This is a genomic window from Streptomyces sp. NPDC037083, from assembly GCF_055606485.1.
Map to the genome: position 1 here is coordinate 222,192 of NZ_JBVJSQ010000014.1, position 20,584 is coordinate 242,775.

Below are 20,584 nucleotides of genomic sequence, written 5' to 3' on the forward strand. Positions count from 1 at the left end.
CGCAGCGGTCGGCGGGCGGCGGCACGTGCGGGCGATAGCAGCGGGCGTCGGCTTACCGGTGTAGCGTTGGAGTTAGCTGTCGTGGTTCCGAAGTACCGGTCGCCCGTGAGCGTGCGCACGGGCGTTTCTGCTGTTCAGAGTGTCTGAGGACCAAGGCGATCACCTCCGGTTCCCGCGCAGTGCAGGAACCGATTTCCAGTCCCCTTGGAGGGCAGTATGGCCAGCGGAACCGTCAAGTGGTTCAACTCGGAAAAGGGCTTCGGCTTCATCGAGCAGGACGGCGGTGGCCCCGACGTCTTCGCTCACTACTCCAACATCGCCAGCTCCGGCTTCCGTGAGCTCCAGGAAGGCCAGAAGGTGAACTTCGACGTCACCCAGGGCCAGAAGGGCCCCCAGGCGGAGAACATCACCCCCGCCTGAACGGCTTGCATCTCCACGGCACCCGCCCGCCACCTCGCTGGGCGGGTGCCGTGCGCTCTGCAGTGGCCCCCGGCAGAGCACCAACTACACCCCCGGCGGACGGTTGCCGTCGCGCGCTCGCCGCGCACGTTGCGCCCCGCCCGCCGTCCCGACTAGGCCCGGCCTTCGTGGCTATGAAGGGGCGACAGACCGCTGGGATGCGGGAGCTGTCCCCCAAGCGCGACATCGTCCCGAACGATGCGCTGGCTTCGAAAATGGGGGCGCGCCGTCCAACGGCGCTGCGGCCCTCGCCGTTACGCGGTGGCCCGCTGGGGCTCAAGCGCCTGGAGTAGTCGCCGACGCGTCCCGGCTGCCAGCGGCGCTGTATCCCTTGCCGAAGCCGCCGCCCGCCCGGCACCGCTCCCGCTCACGGCAGTACCCCGAGGGCCAGCCCAACGCATGGTGCTCCACGCGCCTGCGTCGCCGTCGGGGATGAGCGGCCACGGTGGACTCTGAGAGTGGAGCCCACGGTGGTATGCATCGAGTGAGTGGACGCTGGTCAGGCGCCCAACGACCGGTGAGTGCCCCAGGTTGTGCCGTCGGCTTCGGGCTGAAGTTGGCGGCGGGAGGCTGTCCAAGATACCGGCTCATGACCTGCGGTCCTTGGCGTCCGCCTGCCGGGGCGTGGTCCAGCTGTGGTGAACCCCGCAGGGCTCCCGATCATCCGTCCTGGTCACCTCGGGGGTGTCAAAGCCCTGAGTCAGGATCAGACTGCGCAGGGTGCTGTACCCGAGCAGGATGGTCGCGGCCGCGGTGAAGTACAAGCGGAGGTCGGCTTCCCCCAAGCCGTCACCCGTCCGCAGCACATGCACGAGGCCCCAGCCGCTCAACACGGCCAGCAGGGCCCACACCGGCCACAGCAGCCGGTGTGTACGCCGCCGCTGCCGTACGTCGGCCGTGGACCGGAGCACGACCCGCAACCGCGCGTCGCAGTGCTCGCAGAAAACGCTTATCTCACTCGGCCGCTCGTCGAACCGGTCCAGGCTGCCCACCTCAGCGTTGACCAAGGTCGCCGTCTGTGTGCTGTCACCGACATGCCGTGTGACGTAGGTGTGCATGATGCTGTACCGGAATCTGCCCGAGATCTTGCTCCCCACAGGGCCTCCCCGCTCTCCCGGCTCCCGCCGACTTCCTTCCCGCTCCTGACAGTCCACACCCATGGGCGACAGAGACGGTTCCAATACTGGGACTCCGCCCCGGCAGAGATCTCGGCGTGCCGTATGAACCGCCGGGACGTGACGACCCCTCCAACCACTCGCTGAACAAGGCGCCCGGGGAGGCCACCCGTTCGGGGCCTCTGGCTGGGCACAGGTCCGCGCGCCGCGTTTGTCTGGTGGTGTTCCGCCGGCAACAGGAGCCCAGCGGGGTTCCATGCGAGGAGAAATCATGTCCCAGCAGACCATCACGCAGTACAAGAACGCCCACACCGCCCTGTACGGCGGCACCGGCCTGGACCGTCGCATCACCGAGGAACAGGCCGGTCACGCGGCCGCCTGGGAGGCCGCCCGGCAGCTGAAGGACTCGGAGACGCCGATCGACGAGGACAAACTGCCCCACACCCTGAAAGCGCTGGCCCACCAGCAGGCCGACCATCTGCTGACCGCCCTCGGCCTGGACTACCTGGATGACCAGCAGGTCACACGCCATGCGGTAGCCGCAGCAGCACGTATCGCGGCCGAGTTCGTCACCGCCTGAACGCGACGACTCGAGCAGCGTCACGCAAGCTCACCAGCGTCGGCACGCGCATCCGACGCACGACCGGCGCTGCGGCGGCCGCGCTCGCCGACGAGACCTGACGTCGATGACATTGAGCAGCAGGGTTGCCCTGCCCGGCCCCGGCGGCCAGTGCTCCCATGGGCGCGGCAGCATGTGCCACAGGGCTCTGAGCCAGTCGGGCGGGTTGGTCAGGAATGTGTCCACCAGGCGGGCCGTGAAGGACCGAGCGGCGCCCTGGACTGGCGCGGCGGTCAGGCCGGCACCGGCAGCGGGCTGCTGAGCGGGCGACGGGTCGGGCGCGGGAACGTTGTCCCGGGTCATGATGCTGCTCGAACCGGCGCAGGGGTCACGGGGCCCGGTCAGAGGGCGTGCCTTCGAAAGGCCCGTCCGTCGCAGCCGTCATACGCTCCCCAGCGCTGCCACCACCTTGGCGAGGATGGTCCACGTCGTCGCCGGGGTCGGCTCGTAGGCGCAGTTGTGCGGGAGGTGCCAGACGTGGCCGTCCTCGCGTTTCCTCGCAGTCCGGCGCGTGCAGCACCCCGTGGGCCGGACCCCGGGCCCACGCCGGGCCGACTCTGACGGACATCGCGGCAGGAGCGTGATCGGAGTGTCTGGGCGCTCTCGAAGAGCATGACCCGAGTCGCCGGTGGCCGATGTGCTCTGATCGCCGGCTGTGAGGCATCCGGCTGGTGAGACAGCCGCTCGCGTTCCGAGAAGAACGCCCGGACATTCATACCTGGGCTGCCCGGCTACGAATCCCAGTGAGGCGGAACACGCGACAGTCGGCAGCCGAGGGGGCCTCTCATGGCGGGACAGCAGTTTCAGGAGGTGGCGAGGGGCCTCGTGGAGGAGGCCCGGCTCCGTGAAGCGCCGCCGGATCCATCCGTGGTGTCCGTTGTCGCCGAGCGGTTCGCCGGGATGCTGGCGGAGGTCGCACACCTGGACCAGGTGCGTGTCGACAGCGACTTCTTCGATGATCTCGGCGCCGACTCCCTGGTGATGGCGCACTTCTGTGCGCGGGTGAGGAACCGGCCGGACCTGCCGCACGTGTCGATGCGCGACGTCTACCAGCATCCGACCGCCGGCGGACTGGCAGCCGCGCTTGTCGGCAGCGCGCCTCCACCACCGGGCGAAACCGAGGCCCCCAGCCCATCGGAACTGGCCAGGGCCATGGCCCGGGAGCCGGCTCCGCCGACCGGCCGCCCGCACCGTGTGCTTTGCGGGGCACTCCAGCTTCTGGCCTTCCTCGGCTACGCCCTTCTCCTCGCCGCCGTCTCGGCCCAGGGCTACGAATGGATCTCCGCGCAGGTCCATCTGCTCGACGCCTACCTGCGGAGCGTCGTGTTCGGCGCCGCGCTGCTCATCGTGCTGTGCGCCCTGCCCGTGATCGCCAAGTGGCTGCTGATCGGCCGGTTCACGCCGCGGAGGTTCCGTGTCTGGAGTCTTGCCTATTTCCGGTTCTGGCTGGTCAAGACGCTGATCCGGTCGAGCCCGCTGGCCCTGTTCGTAGGATCGCCGCTCCATCCGCTCTTCCTGCGGGTCCTGGGTGCGCGGATCGGCAGAGGAGTGACGATCCTTTCGCGCTCCGCCCCGGTCTGCACCGACCTGTTGACCATCGGTGACGGCGCACTCGTCCGCAAGGACGTGCTGCTCAGCTGTTACCACGCGGCCGACGGCGTGATCGAGACAGGGCCGGTCATCCTGGGCCGGGACGCGGTCGTCAGCGAGGCGACGGTGCTGGACATCGGGAGCCGGATCGGTGACGGATCCCGACTCGGGCATGCCTCCTCCCTGCACGCCGGCCAGGCGGTCCCCGACGGCGAGCACTGGCACGGCTCTCCGGCCCAGCCCGCGGACGGCGACTTCCCAGAGGTGGAGCCCGCCCGGTGCGGCACCGCACGGCGAGCGGTTCACGGTGTCCTGCTCATGCTCATGGCGCTGCTGGTGTACGTGCCGCTGGCGGTGGGCTGCCTGGACGTGCTGCTCTCCCGGGTGCTGGAGGGATCCGCGGTGAGGAAGGCAGACGGGGCGAAGGTCCTCTACGTCGATCTGCTGGTGGTCACGAGCGTGGTCTTCTTCGGCGGCGTGATAGCCGCTCTCGCGGTCCTGGCCACCGTCCCACGGCTGCTCGGCAGGTTTGTCCGGCCTGGCCGGACGTACCCGCTGTTCGGCTTCCACCACACCGTGCATCGGACGATTGTCCTGATGACGAACAGGAAATTTCTGACCCGTCTGTTCGGCGACAGCAGTTGCATCGTGCACTACCTGCGCTGGATCGGCTACCGCCTCTCTCCCGTGGAGCAGACCGGCTCGAACTTCGGCACAGCGGTCAAGCACGAGACCCCTTACCTGAGCAGGGTCGGCACCGGGACCATGGTCGCGGACGGACTGTCCCTGATGAACGCCGAGTACTCCAGCACCTCCTTCCGCCTGTCGCCGACCGTGATCGGGGCGCACAACTTCCTCGGGAACCGGATCGCCTACCCCTCCGGCGGCCGGACCGGCGACAACTGCCTCCTCGCCACCAAGGTGGCGGTCCCCGTCAGCGGACCGATCCGGCACGACGTGGGCCTTCTTGGCTCCCCATGCTTCGAGATCCCGCGCTCGGTGGCGAGGGACAGCACCTTCGACGAAGTCAAGTACGGGGACGGCCTGCGCCGTGGCCTCGCGGCCAAGAACCGGCACAACGCCGTCACCATGGCATGTCACCTGCTCACTGGATGGCTGTTCTTCTTCTGCGTCGTCCTGCTCTTCGCGCTCGCCGCGAGCCTGTACCCGGTGTGGGGCACAGCGGTCCTCGCGCTCGCCAACACCGTCCTGCTGCCGTTCACCCTCCTCTACTACGTCCTCCTCGAGCGGGCCGTCACGGCGTGGCACTCTCCGGAGCCACTGTTCTGCTCGATCTACGACCGCCGCTTCTGGCGTCGTGAGCGGTACTGGAAGGTGCCGTCCGAGACGTATCTGCACATCCTCGACGGCACGCCGTTCAAGAGCGTCGTGTGGCGCATGCTGGGCGTCCGGATCGGGGCGGGGGTCTTCGACGACGGCTGCCATCTGACGGAGCGCCCCATGGTCCGCATCGGGGACGGCTGCACCCTCAACGCGGGCAGTGTCATGCAGTGCCACTCCCAGGAGGACGGCACGTTCAAGTCGGACCGCAGTGCTCTCGGTGCCGGCTGCACCCTCGCCGTCGGAGCGTTCGTGCACTACGGCGTGACGGTCGGCGACGGCGCTGTGCTGGGGGCGGACTGCTTCCTCATGAAGGGCGAGTCGGTCCCCGAGCACACCCGCTGGGCGGGAAATCCGGCCCGCCCGGCCCTCGACGAAAAAAGCGGAGGTGCGCGGTGATGGCAGCGACAGTGGCGGCGACCGACGCCCGCGTCCCCGGATACGACAGCCGGGTCGAGGGCGGCTTCACGGCCGCGCCCCGATGGGCGATGGAGCCGATGCCCGGTACGGGGGAGCACGTCAGGCGCGTCCCCGGCGAAGTGACGGCGTCCCTGCGTCGGCGGGCCCGTGAACTCGGCGTGCCGCTCACCGCGATCCTCCTCGCGGCGCACACGCAGGTGCTCGCCCTGCTCTCGGGTGATCCCGATGTGCGCAGCGGCTATCTGGCCCCGGGCCGGCCCCGGCCACTGCCCTTCGAGCTGACGGCCGGGCCAGGCACCTGGCGCCGACTGGTGCTGGATGCCCGGCGGGCCGAGGCGGTGGCGCTGTCGCCCGGGGCCGGCACACCGTCCCGGGGCGGCCCTGAAGTAGTGTTCGCGGCCGGGCACGAGGTCACCGTCCCGGTGGACGGAGCCGTGCTGCTCGGCGTTTCGGCGGGTGAGGAGCGCGGCCGGCTCGTGTTGCGCCTGCGGCACCGAACGGACCTGCTGGACGCGGGCTGCGCCGCCCGGGTCGGCGGATACCATCTCGCCGCGCTGGAAGCGATCGCCGCCGACCCCGACGCCCCTCGTCACCGGCGCAGCCTGCTGTCCGCGGACGAACTGCGGTTCCAGCTCGACGGGCTGGCGGGGCCCCGCCGTTCGCTGCCGGACCGCCGGTTCCACGAACTGTTCGAGGAGCGGGTGCGCAAGGCTCCGGACGCCGTCGCTGTGGTCCACCAGGGCCGCGGGTGGACGTACGCGGACCTCAACACGCGGGCCAACCGGCTGGCCCGCGCCCTGCTGGCCGAAGGGCTCGGCCCCGAGGACACGGTCGCCGTGGTGACGGAGCGCGACCTCCACTGGGCGGCCGGCGTGCTCGGCGTCCTCAAGGCCGGCGCCGTGTACCTGCCCGTCGACCCGCGTCACCCGGGCGGCCGCATGAGCGCGATGCTCAGCCGCGCCGACTGCTCGTACGTCCTCACCGAGCCGGACAGAACCACGCAGCTGGACCGGGCCCTGGCATCGCTCCCCGGAACCCGGCGGCTACTCGTCCCGGACATCATCGACCGGGCCGCCGACGGAACCGACCTCGGCCTGGACATACCGGCGGGTCGGCTCGCGTACGTCTTCTTCACCTCCGGCTCCACCGGTGAGCCGAAGGGCGCGATGTGCGAGCACGCAGGCCTGCTCAACCACCTGTACGCCAAAATCGGCGACCTGGGTATCGGCGAGGGCACCGTGGTGGCGCAGACGGCCTCGCAGTGCTTCGACATCTCGCTGTGGCAGTTGCTCGCGGGGCTGCTGACGGGCGGGCGGACCTTGCTGGTCGAGCAGAACGCCATCCTCGACGCGGACCGGTTCCTGGACCGGATCACCGAGGGCCGCGTCAACGTCCTGCAGGTGGTGCCGTCCTATCTCGACGTCATCCTGTCCGCCCTGGAACGCCGCCGGCGTGACCTGCCGGACCTGCGGTGCGTGTCCGTCACCGGCGAGGCGCTGCGTGGGGAACTGGTCCAGCGGTGGTTCGCCACCGGTCCCGCCGTGCGACTGGTCAACGCCTACGGACTGACCGAGACGTCCGACGACACCAACCACGAGGTGATGGACCGACCTCCCGCCACCGACCGGATCCCGCTCGGCCGGCCCATCGCCAACGTGTACCAGTACGTCGTCGACGACAACCTGCGCCCGGTTCCGCTCGGGGCACCCGGCGCCATCGTCTTCTCCGGGGTCTGCGTCGGCCGCGGCTACATCAACGACGCCGAACGCACCCGGCTCGCCTACCTGGCCGACCCCCACCGCCCCGGCCAACGGCTCTACCGCGGAGGCGACTTCGGGCGCTGGCGGCCCGACGGGAAACTGGAGTTCCTCGGCCGCCGGGACGCGCAGGTGAAGATCCGGGGGTTCCGGGTCGAGATCGGCGAGGTCGAGAACGCGCTGCTGCGCGTGCCCGGCGTCACGGACTGCGCGGTCGTGGTGACCGGCGCGGAGGATCACGGCCGCCAGCTGGCCGCCTTCTACACGAGCGGGCGCGCGGTGACCGCCGAGAATCTGCGTGAGCGGCTCGTGAACCTGCTTCCCGCGTACATGATCCCGGCGTCCTTCCACCGACTGGACCGCCTGCCGCTCACAGCCAACGGCAAGACCGACCGCAAGGCGCTCGCGGCGCACGCCGAGGACCTCGGTCCGGCCCGGGACTCCCGCGGCGCCCCGCGGACGCCGGCCGAACGGCGGCTCGCGGCGCAATGGGAGGCGGAACTCGGCCTACCGCCCGGACGGATCCGCCGAGACGACAACTTCTTCGACCTGGGCGGCACCTCCCTGTCGGCGGTACGGCTCGCGGTCTCGCTGGGTCGGGTGATCACCCCGCGCGACCTCGCCGGGCGTCCCGTGCTGGCCGACCTGGCCCAGCTGATCGACAGCCGTACCGGCGGAGAACCGTGACGGACACCAGGAGTACGAGAGGAGATCGGCATGTTGTCGGCACTCTTCCGCAAGAGCAGGGCCACCAGGGCACCGGCTCCGGACGTCCTTCCGGCACTCGATGCCGCAGGCACCCCGGACGCCACGGACACGGCGGCCTGGGTGGCCGGCCGGCGGGACGCGCTGCGTGAACTCGTCGCCGAGCGGGGGGCGCTCGTCGTCCGCGGCCTTGGCCTGCGAAACCCAGCCGACGTCGAGTCGGTCCTGCGCCAGGTGGCCGAGCGCCCCATGGCCGAACGCGAGGGGTTCGCCACCCGCGACCGCCACGCGGACGGCGTCTACTCGTCGTCGGCATGGCCGCCCAGCCAGCCCATGTGCATGCACCACGAACTCAGCTACGCCTTCGAGTGTCCCGGCCTGCTGCTGTTCGCGTGCCTGGAGCCGCCCGTCGAAGGCGGCGCCACCGCCGTGGCTGACGCGACCGAAATGGTGCACGCGCTGCCCGCCGAACTCGTCGACCGTTTCGCCCGGGAGGGCTGGCTGCTCGACAGGGCCTACAACGAGGGGATCGGTGCGACGCTCGCTCAGTCCTTCGGCACCGGCGACCGCGGCGCGGTCGAGGCCTATTGCCGTGCCCACGCGATCGACTGGTCCTGGCAGCCGGACGGTTCGCTGCGCACGCGGCAGCACCGACACGCCGTCGTGCGGCACCCGGTCTCCGGCCGGCGCTGCTGGTTCAACCAGATCGCCTTTCTGAACGAGTGGACGATGGCACCCGAGGTCAGGGAGTTCCTGATCGACGAGTACGGACCGGACGGGCTGCCCTTCAACACCCGTTACGGCAACGGCGATCCGGTGCCTGCGGACGTCGTCGAGCAGATCAACAAGACGTACGAAGCCCATACCGTACGCCGGTCCTGGCAGCGCGGGGACCTGATGCTGGTGGACAACATCCGCACCGCGCACAGCCGGGAGGCGTACCGGGGGCCGCGGAACATCGTGGTGGCGATGGCCGACCCCGTGCGTCCCGGCCTTCCCGGACCGCAGACAGGGAGTGAAGCGGCATGACCAGCGTGCACACCGTCCCGCAGACCGCCCGGGGGGATGCCCCGGTGGTGCCGTCCTTCGCCGTCATCCCCGGAAGCCAGGTCAAGGAGGTGCTCCGGGGTCGTGAGAAGACCGTGGTGGAGGTCGTCGAGGCGACGTACCGCCTGCACGGTGCCGGCCGTACGGTCAACCCGCCGTCCTCCTTTCTGCGCTTTCCCGAGCGGCCGACATCGCGGATCATCGCGCTGCCCGCCTCGCTCGGCGGCGAGGGCGGGGTGGACGGCCTGAAGTGGATTTCCAGTTTCCCCGCCAACGTCGCCTCGGGCATCCCACGGGCGTCAGCTGTACTCATCCTGAACGACCCCACCACGGGCTACCCCTTCGCATGCGTGGAGAGCTCGATCATCAGCGCCGCCAGAACCGCGGCGTCCGCCGCTTCGGCGGCAGACCGGCTCAGCAGGGGACGACCGCGCCCCGTCCGCCTGGGGTTCGTCGGGGCGGGTCTGATCGCCCGCTACATCCACACCTACCTGGAGGGCACCGGCTGGTCCTTCGACGCCATCGGTGTACATGATCTGTCCCCCGACAGCGCCGCCGGCTTCCGCACCTACCTGGAGCAGTCCGGCGCCGTCGGACGCGTCACCGTGCACCGCACCGCTGAGGAGCTGATCCGGCTCAGTGACCTGATCGTCTTCGCAACGGTCGCCGACCGGCCGCACATCACCGAGCCGTCCTGGTTCCGGCACAACCCGGTGGTGCTGCACGTGTCGCTGCGCGACCTCGCGCCGCAGGTGCTACTCAGCTCCACCAATGTCGTCGACGACGTCGACCACTGCCTCAGGGCCGCCACCTCACCGCATCTTACCGAACGCCTCACCGGCAACCGTGACTTCCTGCTCGGCACGCTCGACGACGTGATGGCCGGCCGCGTGACGGTCCGGGCCGACCGCCCGGCGGTCTTCTCACCGTTCGGCCTGGGCGTGCTGGACCTTGCGGTCGGCAGCTACGTCTACGACGAGGTGGCCCGATCCGGCGAACTGCGGGTCATCGACCACTTCTTTCACGAGCTGAGCCGGCACGGCTGAGGGCGGAACGCGTCCACCGTCGGGCCTGTACGAGGAGAACAATCGTGCCTGTCATATCCGTCCCCCACGCCTTCAACGAGGAGGACCTGTACGTCGACCTGGAGCCGACGACGGGCCACCGGCTCTTCCTCAAGTGCGAGGGCTTCAACTTCGCGGGTTCGATCAAGCTGAAGGCCGCGACCGAGATGGTGGAGTCCGCCGAGCGCAGCGGAACCCTCCGGCGGGACTCGATCCTGATCGAGTCCTCCTCCGGCAATCTCGGCGTGGCGTTGAGCATGATCGCGGCGAGCAAGGGCTACCGCTTCGTCTGTGTGACGGACTCCCGGTGCAACCTCGCCACCCGGCTGATGATGGAGGCTTTGGGCAGCCAGGTCCACGTCGTCTCCGACGAGCACGCCACGAGCGGTCTGCTGGGCGCGCGGCTGGCGCATCTGCGCGGTCTGTGCGCCGCGGACGACCGCTATGTGTGGCTGAGTCAGTACACCAACCCCGACAACTGGCGGGCGCACTACCTCAGGACGGCCCCGGCCATCGCCCGCTGGTTCCCGCTCCTGGACGTCCTGTTCATCGGCGTCGGCACGACCGGCACGCTGATGGGCTGCGCCCGCTGGTTCCGTTCCTGGCACCGGCCGGTGCGGATCGTCGCCGTGGACAGCGTCGGCTCCGCGATCTTCGGCGACCCGCCCGGACGGCGGATGATCCCCGGCCTCGGCATGAGCCTCCGGCCGCCCCTGCTCGACGAGAGTTACGTCGACGAGGCGGTCCGCGTCGAGGAGGCCGATGCCATCCGTACCTGCCGGAACCTGGCGAGGCGGGGCTTCCTGTTCGGCGGGTCGACCGGCACGGTCGTCAGCGGGGCGACGAGCTGGCTCGCCCGGCACGGAACGCCGGGTCTCACACCCGTCGCGATCGCCCCGGACCTCGGTGAGCGCTACCTCGACACGATCTACCAGAGCAACTGGGTGCAGGCCCTGTACGGCAGTGACGCGATCGAGGACCCCCGCGCTGTGCGGGCGCCCTCCGACCGACCGTAGGCGGCTGTGCATGTGCCTCCTTCCCGCGCGACCGATCCTGCGCCCCGAGCGGCTGACACCCGCGGCCTGGGCACGGCCTCCGGAGCCGCCTCGCCCCGGCCGGCCCCGGCTGTGGCTGGCACGGGTGGAGGACCTCCGCGGCGCCGTCACCCCACTCGCCGGCACACTGCTGGACAGCCGGGAAAGGGCGCGGGCCGCGGCACTTCACCGGGTGGCGGACAGGGACGGATACCGGGTCGCCCACGTGTGCCTGCGCATGCTCCTCGGCGCCTACCTCGGGGTCGAGCCGTCGGACGTGACGCTGGTACGGCAATCCTGCCCCGTGTGCCGGGCCCCGCACGGCCGTCCCGACGTGCCCGGCGTGCCCCTGTGCTTCTCCGTCTCCCGTACCGACGGTTTCTGCCTGCTCGCCTTCGCGGACACAGCGGTCGGCGCGGACATCGAACGGCTGCCCGCCTCCGACGTCGTCTCCGCGCTCACGGCGACGCTGCATCCCCGGGAGGCCGCCGAGCTTGCCGCGTGCCCGCCGGATCGGCGCCCCGCCGCCTTCGCCCGCGTGTGGACACGCAAGGAGGCGTATCTGAAAGGGCTCGGTGCCGGACTCGGACGTGACCTCCGCTTCGACCACCTCGGCGCCTCCGCGCACGGGCCCCGCCGGATGCCGGGCTGGAGCATCGAGGACGTGGCGGTGGGGAGGGGATGCGCGGCCGCCGTCGCGGTGGCCGAGCAGTGAGCGTCACGGGGGGACGGAGATGACGCCGAGGGGGTGCGTGGTGGGCTGGCGGGAGCCACCGGCCGGTTCCACCGTGACGCAGACGCCAGTGGCCCCGCCGAGGGGCCCGTCCAGGACACGTACCTCACGTCCGCCCGCGGTGGTGGACAGCAGTCCGGCCGGCCGGAACTGCCCCGATTCGGTGTACCAGAGTTGGTAGACCCGGTCGTCGGTGAGCGGCGGCAGCCCGGAGCCGAAGAAGGCGGACCGGCCTTGTGCCCGGGAGGCGACGACGCTCGCGGTCCCGCCGCGCGCGAGCTCGTTGGTGCTGATCGTGGCGTCGGGGGCGGTCAGGACATCGGCGAGTTGCCGGTACTCGGCATGGTCCTGGGCGGACTGCTCACGCGCGGTTTCGGCCTCGGAGCTCTGCCACCAGGCGACACCTCCGAGAGCCAGGGCTGCCGCCACGGACGCGGCCAGCGCCAGCTTCACACCCCCCTGCCGACGGCGTTGGCGCCGAGACGCGAATGCGTCGGATGGGACCTGACGTACGGTGGTGATCTGGTCGAGCACCCGGCGGCGCAGGTCCGCGGAGGGCGCGCTCGTCTCGGCCGCCCCCAACTCGACGGCCCCCTTGGACAACTGTTCGACCTCCAGGCGGCATGGGATACAAGAGGCCAGGTGGTTCTCGAATGCTGCTTCCTCAGCGGCCGGCAGCGCGTGCAGCACATACGCGCCGACATCGAGATGCGGGTCGTCGGTGAGGTTCACGAACCGGCCTCCATACAGTCGTACAGGCGCTTCAGCCCCTGACGCATCCGCGACTTGATTGTTCCCGGCGGCGTCGAGAGGGCCTCGGCGACCTCCGCGTACGTGAGCCCCTCGTAGTAGGCCAGCACCAGGGGCAGCCTCAGCTCGCGGGCCAGCTGAGTCAGGCAGCGGAAGACCACGCGCTGTTCCTCCCTCACCTCGACCTCTTCGGCGACGGTGTCGAAGGACCGCTCCTGTTCCCGGACCGCGGCGCGCAGCTCGTGGGCACGGCCCGCGGTGACGGACCGCACCCGGTCCACCGCACGGCGGTGTGCGAGGGTCAGCACCCAGTTCCGGGCGGCCCCGCGCGCCGGCTGGAACTGCTTGGCGGTCCGCCACACCTCCACCATCACGTCCTGGGTCACCTCCTCCGCCTGTGCCTTGTCCCGCACCACACGGCACGCCAGTCCCATCACCGTGTCCACCAGAGCCTCGTACAGTCCGGCGAAAGCCTCTTCGTCGCCCTCAGCGGCGCGGACGAGCAACTGGTCCAGCCCGGGCTCGTCCGTGGACTCTCCTCGCCGCCCTTGAGTGTCACCTTCCGTCTGAGATCCGGTTCCTCGGTCCATCGCGCCTCCTCGGCTCAGCTCGACACTGCCCCCTTCCGCGAAGAACGCATCCGGTCCAAAGCCGTCCGTCCGACAGATTCACCTGCCTGCCGCAGCGTTCCCCTGCATCCTTTGTTCGGAGCTGTCACGGCCACAGATCAAGATCAGTCGCCTCCGGAGTGCGAGAAGGGGCCGCCGCCGGTGACCCCGGCAGCCCCTCCTCTCGCCTCCTGGACCTGACCCCGGGCCCGTCACCACCGGGGCAGCACCACCGCATACGCGGCCAAGCAGATCCAACGTCGGCACCGGCGAGAACGCGACCCTTGGGCACAAGCCCCTTCGCCGCCGCCGCGATGATGGTCTTTCCCGTGCCACACGCGGCGTGTACCTGCCCGCGCAGCCCATTAGCAGGAATGCCGTCCGACGGGGTATCGGCGGGGTGCTCGCCGGTCGTCGTACGGCGGACCGCGGTTGGCCAGGAGCCCGCAGATCTACGCCGTGCTGCGGGAGACCAAAGCGGGAAAGATTGTCGTCAAACCGGGCATAACATGAAGTCGCCGCACGAACTTTGGTCCGATCCTGTCGAGGCCGAGGCGCTGAAGGTTCGACTCGACGATCTGCACCGGGCGAAGATCCGGCTTGCTGATGAGGTGCTGTAGTTGGCGACTACATCGGAGACAGCACCCGAGCCGAAATCGCCTACGCCCGGTCGCTGGGCAAGCCCGTGCGGTTCACGCACCCCGAAATCGACCCTGACGCCTGACCGCCCGCTGCCACCTCGACAACCAGGGCCAGCAGCCCGCCGCCTGACCGTCTCGCAGTGGCTTCGGCCACCGCCCACCCCACACCCTCCGCGTGCGTTCCTTGGAATTGATCATCTAGTTCCGGGGCCGAATAGCGCAGGGTTGGAACACCGACTCTTCCCCCGTCCGATGGGCCGATGGGATCCACCGACTGGACTCCACTCCGGTGCGCCGGATGACGATGCACGCCACGTGGTGCGCACCGCGATGTCCGCCACCGCATCCGGCGGCGCACCACCCGACGACGCCCCGCACTCGCGCGCGCCGGGTGCGCCGCACCCGATGTCCCGCACCGCACCGGTGCGCCCACCGCCGACCGACCCCTTGACCAGCTGCGCCGGGTACGCGCGCGACCCCTTGACCAGGTCCGCCACCGAGCACGTTTCCCCTTGACACAGCCCCTTTTCGGCTGGCGATCAGGTCGTGGTCAAGGGGGGTGTGACAGGGAGGCCCGCCGAGCCGTGGCGCGCGCCGGCACCATCGCCTCCGGGCGAGGACCCACGCGTGCAGTTGCTGGTCGCTGGATTCGGCGGCGGCCCGGGCGGCGGTGGCGAACCAGGCACGGACTCCCGGCGGCTGCCCAGATCATGTAGGACGATCGTGGTCATCCCGGCCATCTGCCCGGCCGTCCGGCACAGCCTGGCCCGGACGGGTGCGGGCTGCGGGACGGTGAGCAGCGGGCGCAGGGTCGTGAAGTCGGTGACCAGGTCGGCCAGGACGCGGGTGGGTGCCTGGCCGTGGTAGCCGTATCCGTAGCTCTCGGCTGCGGCCCCGTGTCACCGATGAACGGCCTTTCTCACGGAGGCTGGCGTCGTGCCCGCCGAAGCGTTCTGCGGCGAACTACTGGTCATCGGCGCGTCACTTGCTGCCCCTCGCGGAGGTCGCTCAGCGTGTCCGCGATCATCTGCGTTGCGGCGCCCGCTACGGCGGAGCCGATCCGCTGGTTGGGCTGGGGCGAGGACGGCGAAGAGAAGGAGGTCCTCACCACGAGGACACGGGCTGAGCCGCATCGGCTCTTCAGGAACTGTCGGGACAGGCGTGGCAGGGGGTGTTCACGCTGTCGACCCGCCTCATCGCGTGGAGAAGGGCCTATGCGGATGCCAGGTGGAGGAGTTTCGATACGCCCTGGGCGCCGGCGTAGGGCTGGAAGCGCGGGAGGAGGTCGTCGATGAGGTGGACGCAGCGGGGTGCGCCGATGCGGCGGGCCAGGAGCAGAGACTGGGTGGCGGCGGCTGCGGCGGGTTCAGGTTCCTTCTGGTCGAGGTAGCTGGTGGCGCGGTAGGCGAGGAACACGCTGCGGGTTTTGTCGCGGGTGGTGGGCAGCCGGCGTTCGCCTTCGGTGATGAGTTGGTGGGCGCGGCCGGTGTCGCCGAGGTCGAGGAGGGCCTGGCCGGTGTCGACGGCGAGGTCGGCTTCGGACACCCATGAGCACCAGGTCGGCCGGTCGGCACCGGCGTCGCTGAGGTGCAGTTCGGCCGCGGAGAGCGCGCGCAGCACGGCCCGGGGTTCGCTTTTATTGGTTTGTGCGGCGAGGGTGCGGGCGAGGCGCAGTTGGAGCAGGCAGCGTGCGGCGGAGTTCGTACGTCGAAGCGCGCAGGTTGGCAGGCTCTCAGATTGCCTTGCGGACGAACGTTCGCCTCCGGCTCGTTCTGTCGTCTCGGCCGCGAGTTCGTGGGGCGCCTGGCTCACCGCGCCAGCGGGTCTGCAGTGGGCCTCCACGGGCGGCAGAGGGCGAGGAAGCTGCCTGACGCGGCCAGCGCGAGGCCGAGGACCGATGTGGCCATGGGCAGGGCTGTGCCCTGGCCGCCGAGACCGGCCAAGGCCGGTGCGAGGGCGCCCATGAGGAACTGGGTGGTGCCCAGTAGTGCGGAGGCGCTGCCCGCCGCGTGTGGGGCGCGCTGGAGACACAGGGCCGTGGTGGTGGGAAGGATCATGCCGACGGGGCAGGCCGTGAAGAACAGCGTGGTGGCGATCCAGGGCAGACCCGCGTGTGTGGTGGTGACCAGGAGGAGCAGGGTGGTGCTGGCGGCTCCTAGTACGGCCAGGCCCGTTGCCAGGACGCGGTGCGAGGGGAAGCGGCCGAGCAGCAGCTTGCCGTTGAGCTGGCCGGTGACGACCATGCCGATCGAGTTGACGGCGAAGAGCAGGCTGTAGGTCTGCGGAGAGGCGCCGTAGATGCGTTGGATGGTGAAGGACGAGCCGGCGATGTAGGCGAACAGGGCGGCGAAGCCGAGGCTGCCGGTGAGCAGGTAGCCGGTGAAGCGGCGGTCGCGGATCAGGTCGCGCATGGTGCGCAGCGTGGTGGTCAGCCCGCCGTGCCGTCGATGTGTGGTCGGCAGGGTCTCGGTGAGCAGGATGGCGGTGGCGGCGAGGATGGCGAGGCCCAGCAGGGTGAGGGTGACGAAGACGCCGCGCCATGAGGTGAGGCGCAGCAGTTGGGCGCCGAGCACGGGGGCGAGGATCGGTGCCGTGCCGGAGACCAGCATCAGTGAGGACAGCAGGCGGGCGGCGGCGAGCCCGTCGTACAGGTCGCGGACGACGGCTCGGGCGATGACGATGCCAGCGGCGCCTGCCAGACCTTGGACCAGGCGCATGCCGATGAGCACCGCAGGATCCGGGGCGAGGGCACACACGGCGCTTGCCACGACGTACACCGTCAACCCCGTCAGGAGGGGCCGTCGTCGGCCCAGGGTGTCGCTGAGCGGACCGAGGACCAGCTGACCGACCGCTATGCCGATCATGAAGGCGGTCAGGGTGAGCTGGGTGACGGTCTGTGAGACGTGCAGGTCTGCGCTGACCTGGGGGAGGGCCGGCAGATAGAGGTCGATGGTGAGCGGGCCGAGTGCGGTCAGGGAGCCCAGGACCAGGACGAGTGACAGACGGCGGGGCGTCGGCAGGCGGGGCACGTCTTCCGAGATGGCGGTGCCGGCCTGAGGGGTTTCGGGCATGTCCGTTTCCAGGGCTTCTGGGGCGAGTGGAGCGTGCGCGTCAGCGGTCGAGGTGCGCGACGAGGAGGTTGGGGTCCTTGTTCGTGAGATACGCCGCGCTGGGGACGTACACCGTGTGGCCGTGGACGGCGACGGAGGTGGGGGTCTGCAGGCCGTCGGCCGCGGTGAGGACCGCGGTGTGGGTGCCGTCCGGGCGGACCAGGTCGACCCGGTTGTCGTCGCGTGCGGCGAGGAGGGTGTCGCCGTGGCCGGTGAAGGCGAAGTCGTCGATGGACGGCATGCCGGTGGCGCGGACCTGGACGGGACCGGCCGTGCCGCGGGCGGTGACGGGGATGCGCAGGACGGTGCCCTTGTCGAGGTTGGTCGCCCACACCGCCCCGTGGTGCAGCTTGATCCCGTTGGCACCGGCGAAGGAGCTCGGCTCGAGGGCCTCGCCCTCGGCCCACACGACGGCCTCGCCGCCTCGTACGGGAACGCGGTAGACGACGCCGTGCACGGAGTCGGTGACGTACAGCCTGCCGGTGCGCCGGTCCAGGGCGAGACCGTTGGGCAGGCCGTCGGCGGGCAGGGCGGCGATGCGGTGCGGCCGGCCGCCGGGGCGGACGGCCCAGACGCCGGTGAGGTCGGCCGTGCCGGTGGCGTAGGTGACGTAGAGGGTGCCGTCGTCCGTGCGGGCGATGCCGCCGATGAACGCCTTGCCCAGGTTGGGGGTGCTGGCCTTGGCCGCGGCGGGAAGTGTGGCCAAGACGCGAGGACGGCCTCCCGGAGTGACGCGGACGATCTGCCGGGCGAAGGAGAAGGTCAGGTACGCCGTTCCGGCGTGGTCGACGGTGATGTTCTCGGGCTGCTGCGAGGCCGCCAGGTCGAAGTGGTTGGCGATGTGGGGTGCCGTGAGTGGCTCGGTGGCCGCGGTGGCGGTGGTCGCGGAGGCCAGCAGGGCCGCGGCGGCAGCGAGCGTGGTCAGGGAGGTGCGCAGATGCATGGGGTGGTCCTCTTGGTGGGGGATCGGTGACGGTTCACCGCCGGCCCGTGCGGGTTGCGGGCCGGCATCGGGGCGATGGAGTTGCTGCCGGGCGCTCAGGGGGCGACGATCTTGACCGTGCTGGCCCAACTGTGGCCGCCTTCTCGGGTCTGCAGGGCCATGTGCAGAAGCTGGAAGCCCTCCAGCTCGCGGGCGTGCTTGAGAGCGCCGACGTCGACCGGGTTCAGCCCGCCGGAGGTGACCAGGTCGGCGACCTGCCTGCGGGCGGCCTCGTCGTCACCGGCGATGAAGACGTCGAGCGGAGTCCCGCTCACCTGTCCGGCGACCAGGGTGGTGGCGAACGTGGTGTTGAACGCCTTCACGACCCGGGTGCCCGGGGCGGCGGCCTCGGCGATCTCTTCGGCGGCGGAGGCGCCCGGGGCGACGACGAGCGCGTCGAGGGAGGCGTCGACGGGGTTGCTGATGTCGATCAGCACCTTGCCGCTCAACTGTGCCCCGTAGGCGGTGGCGAGCTCCTTGGCGGCGTCGAAGGGGACCGCGAGCACCACAATGTCCGCGGTGTCCACGGCCGATGCGTCGGCGGCGGCGATCCGGCCTTCGCCGGTTGCCTGCCCGCGCAGTTCGTCGACGAGACGTACGGCCTTGTCAGGGTCCTTGGCGGTGACGGTGACCGTATGTCCGCCCGCCAGGGCGCGGGTGGCGATGCCGCGGGCCATGTTGCCGGCACCGACGATGGTGATCTGCATGAGAGTGGTGTCCTGTCCTGCGCTGTGCCTGGTGTCTGTCAGACGTGGACCCGCACCACGTTGAACGGGAGCTTCGGGTCGGCGATCTGGAACTGGAAGTTGACGATCAGCAGGTCGTGGCCGTCGACGGCAGCCGTGGAGGGGCTGTGCATCCCGTGGCCGTGGACCGTACGCACGAGCTTGGCCTTGGTGTAGTCCCGGCTCAGCTTGAGGATGCTGATCTGGCCCTCGGGGTGGTCGAGTTCGGTGACGGCGGTCAAGGTGTGGGCCCGCAGCAGCAGGCCGTCGCCTGAGACGCCCCTGGCGCCGCCGAGGTCGATCGGGACGACCTGGTGGGCGCGGACGTCCACGCGGTAGAAGGCGTGGTCGTTGTAGTCGGCGAGCAGGACGTAGCGGCCGTCGCCGGTGACCACCAGGCCGTTGCCGTTGAAACCGTCGTCGTAGACCATCGGGGAGTTGGTGAGGTCCACGCCCACCTGCAGCGGCTGCTGGACCTTCTCGTTCTTCAGCTCGGCGGCGGTGATGTGCCACAGCGCGGGGTGCATCGAGTCGGAGATGTAGGCGTCGCCGTTGGGGGCGAGGGCCACGTCGTTGAGGAAGGTGTCGGTGCGGCCGGTGTCGAACACGTGCAGCAGGGCGCGGGTGCGGGTGTCGTAGACGAAGACCTTGCCGGTGCCGCCGCCGGCGACGATGAGCCGCCCCGCCCGGTCGGTCTTCATCCCGGCGACGGAGACGCGCCCGTCCTGGCCGCCGGGCAGGAACACCTGGGTCGCGCTCTGATGGACGTCGCCGCGGTAGATGGTGCCGTCGCTGGTGCTGCCGACGTAGAAGAAAGGCGTGCCGCTCTGACGGGCGATGCCCTCGGGGTAGGTCTTGTCGCCGGGGATCGTGTAGCTGGTGGGCAGGTGACCTCGGTGGTGCGGGAGGGGCGTGTGAGGCAGGTCGCCGCCGGGGGCGGCGAGGGCCTGGGCAGCGCCGCCCAGGACGAGAAGCGAGGCCACCGCGACGGCGGCGGCACGGGTACGGCGAAGACGGACTGACATGGCAAGTCTTCCTGAATGGGCGAGAGTTGAGGAGGGAGTCGGAGGCTCAGTGACCGGCGCCGAACAGGGACCGGTTGGCGATGTCGATGATGAACGGGCCGACATGGGAGGGGTAGCGGTCCACGATCGCCTTCTTGTACGCCTCGCCGTCGTCGCCGAGCAGTTCGCGGGCGTCGGCGAGGTACTGGCGGATCCCGGCGTAGACCTCTGGCCCCGCGGGCAGGCCGTGGCCGGCGAGGATCGTGTCGTAGCCGGTGTCGGCGGCCAGGGTGTCGACGGCCTGCTGCCAGCCCGTGATGTCGTTGTTGCCCAGGTAGAGGTGGACGTCGTTGTAGACGAGGTCCTGGGCGATCAGGACGCTCTGGTCGGGCAGCTTGACGAGGAGTTCGTCGGCGGCCTCGCCGCCGGAGACGGCCTCGAAGACGAACCGGACGCCGTCGATGACCTCGGTGCCCGGGGTGATGTCCATACTGGAGGGCAGGTCGGTGGCCGGGACGGCCAGGCCGCTCGGCAGCTGGGCGGCGGGGCGCGCGGCGATCTGTTCGCGCACCTGGGGCAGTACGTGGACCGGCGCGCCGAAGCGGTCGGCGCCGTTGTAGTGGTCGGGGTGGGCGTGGGTGATGATCAGGCGGTCCAGCGGCTTGCCGAGGCCCTTGGCGTAGGCGACGGCCTCGTCGGCGTAGGCGGGGTTCAGCTGGGCGTCGATCACGACGATCCGGGCCGGGGTCTCGATCAGCTGCGTGGTGGCGTGGAAGGTGTCCGCGGGGGACATGTAGCTGTGGATGCGGACCGGGCCCTTGTCGAGGACCGTGACCGTGCCGTTCATGGGGAGACTCCTTGCGGTGGAGGCGGCCGTGCG

The 20,584-nt window shown here is 70.4% G+C and carries 17 protein-coding genes and 2 pseudogenes; 9 read left to right on the plus strand and 10 right to left on the minus strand.

The features are described 5' to 3' along the window. Positions 1-216 precede the first annotated feature (216 nt). Complete coding sequence (locus tag ACZ7DE_RS32430) at positions 217-420, plus strand: cold-shock protein (RefSeq protein WP_010982331.1); 204 nt, start codon at positions 217-219, stop codon at positions 418-420. A gap of 626 nt (positions 421-1,046) precedes the next feature. Here ACZ7DE_RS32430 and ACZ7DE_RS32435 read toward each other — a convergent pair. Continuing rightward, positions 1,047-1,556 (minus strand): hypothetical protein, encoded by a 510-nt coding sequence (locus ACZ7DE_RS32435; protein WP_470767462.1) that lies wholly within the window; start codon positions 1,554-1,556, stop codon positions 1,047-1,049. A gap of 289 nt (positions 1,557-1,845) precedes the next feature. Between ACZ7DE_RS32435 and ACZ7DE_RS32440 the strand changes: the two genes are divergently transcribed. After that, positions 1,846-2,154: a hypothetical protein gene (locus ACZ7DE_RS32440; protein ID WP_470767464.1), complete on the plus strand. Its 309-nt coding sequence runs from the start codon at positions 1,846-1,848 to the stop codon at positions 2,152-2,154. Between the two features lie 420 nt (positions 2,155-2,574). On the opposite strand, the pseudogene ACZ7DE_RS32445 reads toward ACZ7DE_RS32440, so the two are convergent. Beyond that, positions 2,575-2,688: pseudogene (locus ACZ7DE_RS32445) on the minus strand (transcriptional repressor LexA); the annotation flags it as partial. 291 nt (positions 2,689-2,979) lie between these two features. Between ACZ7DE_RS32445 and ACZ7DE_RS32450 the strand changes: the two are divergent. From ACZ7DE_RS32450 to ACZ7DE_RS32475, 6 genes are read left to right on the plus strand one after another with little or no spacing between them, the layout of a single operon-like run. Then, positions 2,980-5,523 carry a Pls/PosA family non-ribosomal peptide synthetase gene (locus tag ACZ7DE_RS32450; protein ID WP_470767465.1) on the plus strand — a complete coding sequence of 848 codons (2,544 nt, stop codon included), beginning with the start codon at positions 2,980-2,982 and terminating at the stop codon, positions 5,521-5,523. Further along, positions 5,523-7,988: a non-ribosomal peptide synthetase gene (locus tag ACZ7DE_RS32455; RefSeq protein WP_470767466.1), complete on the plus strand. Its 2,466-nt coding sequence runs from the start codon at positions 5,523-5,525 to the stop codon at positions 7,986-7,988. Before ACZ7DE_RS32450 ends, ACZ7DE_RS32455 begins: the two co-directional genes overlap by 1 nt. 30 nt (positions 7,989-8,018) lie before the next feature. Next, positions 8,019-9,035: a TauD/TfdA family dioxygenase gene (locus ACZ7DE_RS32460; protein ID WP_470767468.1), complete on the plus strand. Its 1,017-nt coding sequence runs from the start codon at positions 8,019-8,021 to the stop codon at positions 9,033-9,035. Further along, positions 9,032-10,099 (plus strand): 2,3-diaminopropionate biosynthesis protein SbnB, encoded by a 1,068-nt coding sequence (gene sbnB, locus ACZ7DE_RS32465; RefSeq protein WP_470767470.1) that lies wholly within the window; start codon positions 9,032-9,034, stop codon positions 10,097-10,099. The genes ACZ7DE_RS32460 and sbnB overlap by 4 nt, the downstream gene beginning before the upstream one ends. Positions 10,100-10,143: 44 nt before the next feature. Beyond that, a complete protein-coding gene (gene sbnA / locus ACZ7DE_RS32470; RefSeq protein WP_470767471.1) occupies positions 10,144-11,133 on the plus strand; it encodes a 2,3-diaminopropionate biosynthesis protein SbnA in 990 nt (329 codons plus the stop codon). A 10-nt stretch (positions 11,134-11,143) separates the two neighbouring features. Continuing rightward, entirely contained in the window at positions 11,144-11,866 is a 723-nt protein-coding gene (locus ACZ7DE_RS32475; RefSeq protein WP_470767473.1) for a 4'-phosphopantetheinyl transferase family protein, read from the plus strand. Positions 11,867-11,869: 3 nt separating this feature from the next. On the opposite strand, the gene ACZ7DE_RS32480 is transcribed toward ACZ7DE_RS32475, so the two are convergent. Both ACZ7DE_RS32480 and sigK read right to left on the minus strand, forming a co-directional pair. Then, positions 11,870-12,616, minus strand: a complete 747-nt coding sequence (locus ACZ7DE_RS32480; protein WP_470767475.1) for an anti-sigma factor — start codon at positions 12,614-12,616, stop codon at positions 11,870-11,872. Continuing rightward, complete coding sequence (gene sigK, locus ACZ7DE_RS32485) at positions 12,613-13,224, minus strand: ECF RNA polymerase sigma factor SigK (RefSeq protein WP_470767477.1); 612 nt, start codon at positions 13,222-13,224, stop codon at positions 12,613-12,615. Before sigK ends, ACZ7DE_RS32480 begins: the two co-directional genes overlap by 4 nt. Before the next feature lie 474 nt (positions 13,225-13,698). Between sigK and ACZ7DE_RS32490 the strand changes: the two are divergent. After that, positions 13,699-13,966 (plus strand): annotated as a pseudogene (locus ACZ7DE_RS32490) (hypothetical protein); the annotation flags it as partial. 1,129 nt (positions 13,967-15,095) lie between these two features. On the opposite strand, the gene ACZ7DE_RS32495 reads toward ACZ7DE_RS32490, so the two are convergent. From ACZ7DE_RS32495 to ACZ7DE_RS32520, 6 genes are all read right to left on the minus strand, one after another. After that, on the minus strand, positions 15,096-15,503 hold the full coding sequence (locus tag ACZ7DE_RS32495) for a hypothetical protein (protein WP_470767479.1): 408 nt from the start codon (positions 15,501-15,503) through the stop codon (positions 15,096-15,098). Between the two features lie 188 nt (positions 15,504-15,691). After that, positions 15,692-16,954, minus strand: coding sequence for a multidrug effflux MFS transporter (locus ACZ7DE_RS32500; RefSeq protein WP_470767481.1), 1,263 nt, complete (start codon positions 16,952-16,954; stop codon positions 15,692-15,694). Positions 16,955-16,994: 40 nt separating this feature from the next. Beyond that, the gene (locus ACZ7DE_RS32505) at positions 16,995-17,936 is read right to left on the minus strand and encodes an SMP-30/gluconolactonase/LRE family protein (RefSeq protein ID WP_470767483.1); all 942 of its coding nucleotides are present in this window, start codon (positions 17,934-17,936) and stop codon (positions 16,995-16,997) included. 95 nt (positions 17,937-18,031) lie between these two features. Continuing rightward, positions 18,032-18,682, minus strand: coding sequence for an NADPH-dependent F420 reductase (locus ACZ7DE_RS32510; RefSeq protein WP_470767485.1), 651 nt, complete (start codon positions 18,680-18,682; stop codon positions 18,032-18,034). 38 nt (positions 18,683-18,720) lie between these two features. Continuing rightward, positions 18,721-19,725, minus strand: coding sequence for an SMP-30/gluconolactonase/LRE family protein (locus ACZ7DE_RS32515; protein ID WP_470767487.1), 1,005 nt, complete (start codon positions 19,723-19,725; stop codon positions 18,721-18,723). 46 nt (positions 19,726-19,771) lie between these two features. Continuing rightward, positions 19,772-20,551 carry an MBL fold metallo-hydrolase gene (locus ACZ7DE_RS32520; RefSeq protein WP_470767489.1) on the minus strand — a complete coding sequence of 260 codons (780 nt, stop codon included), beginning with the start codon at positions 20,549-20,551 and terminating at the stop codon, positions 19,772-19,774. Positions 20,552-20,584: the final 33 nt, after the last annotated feature.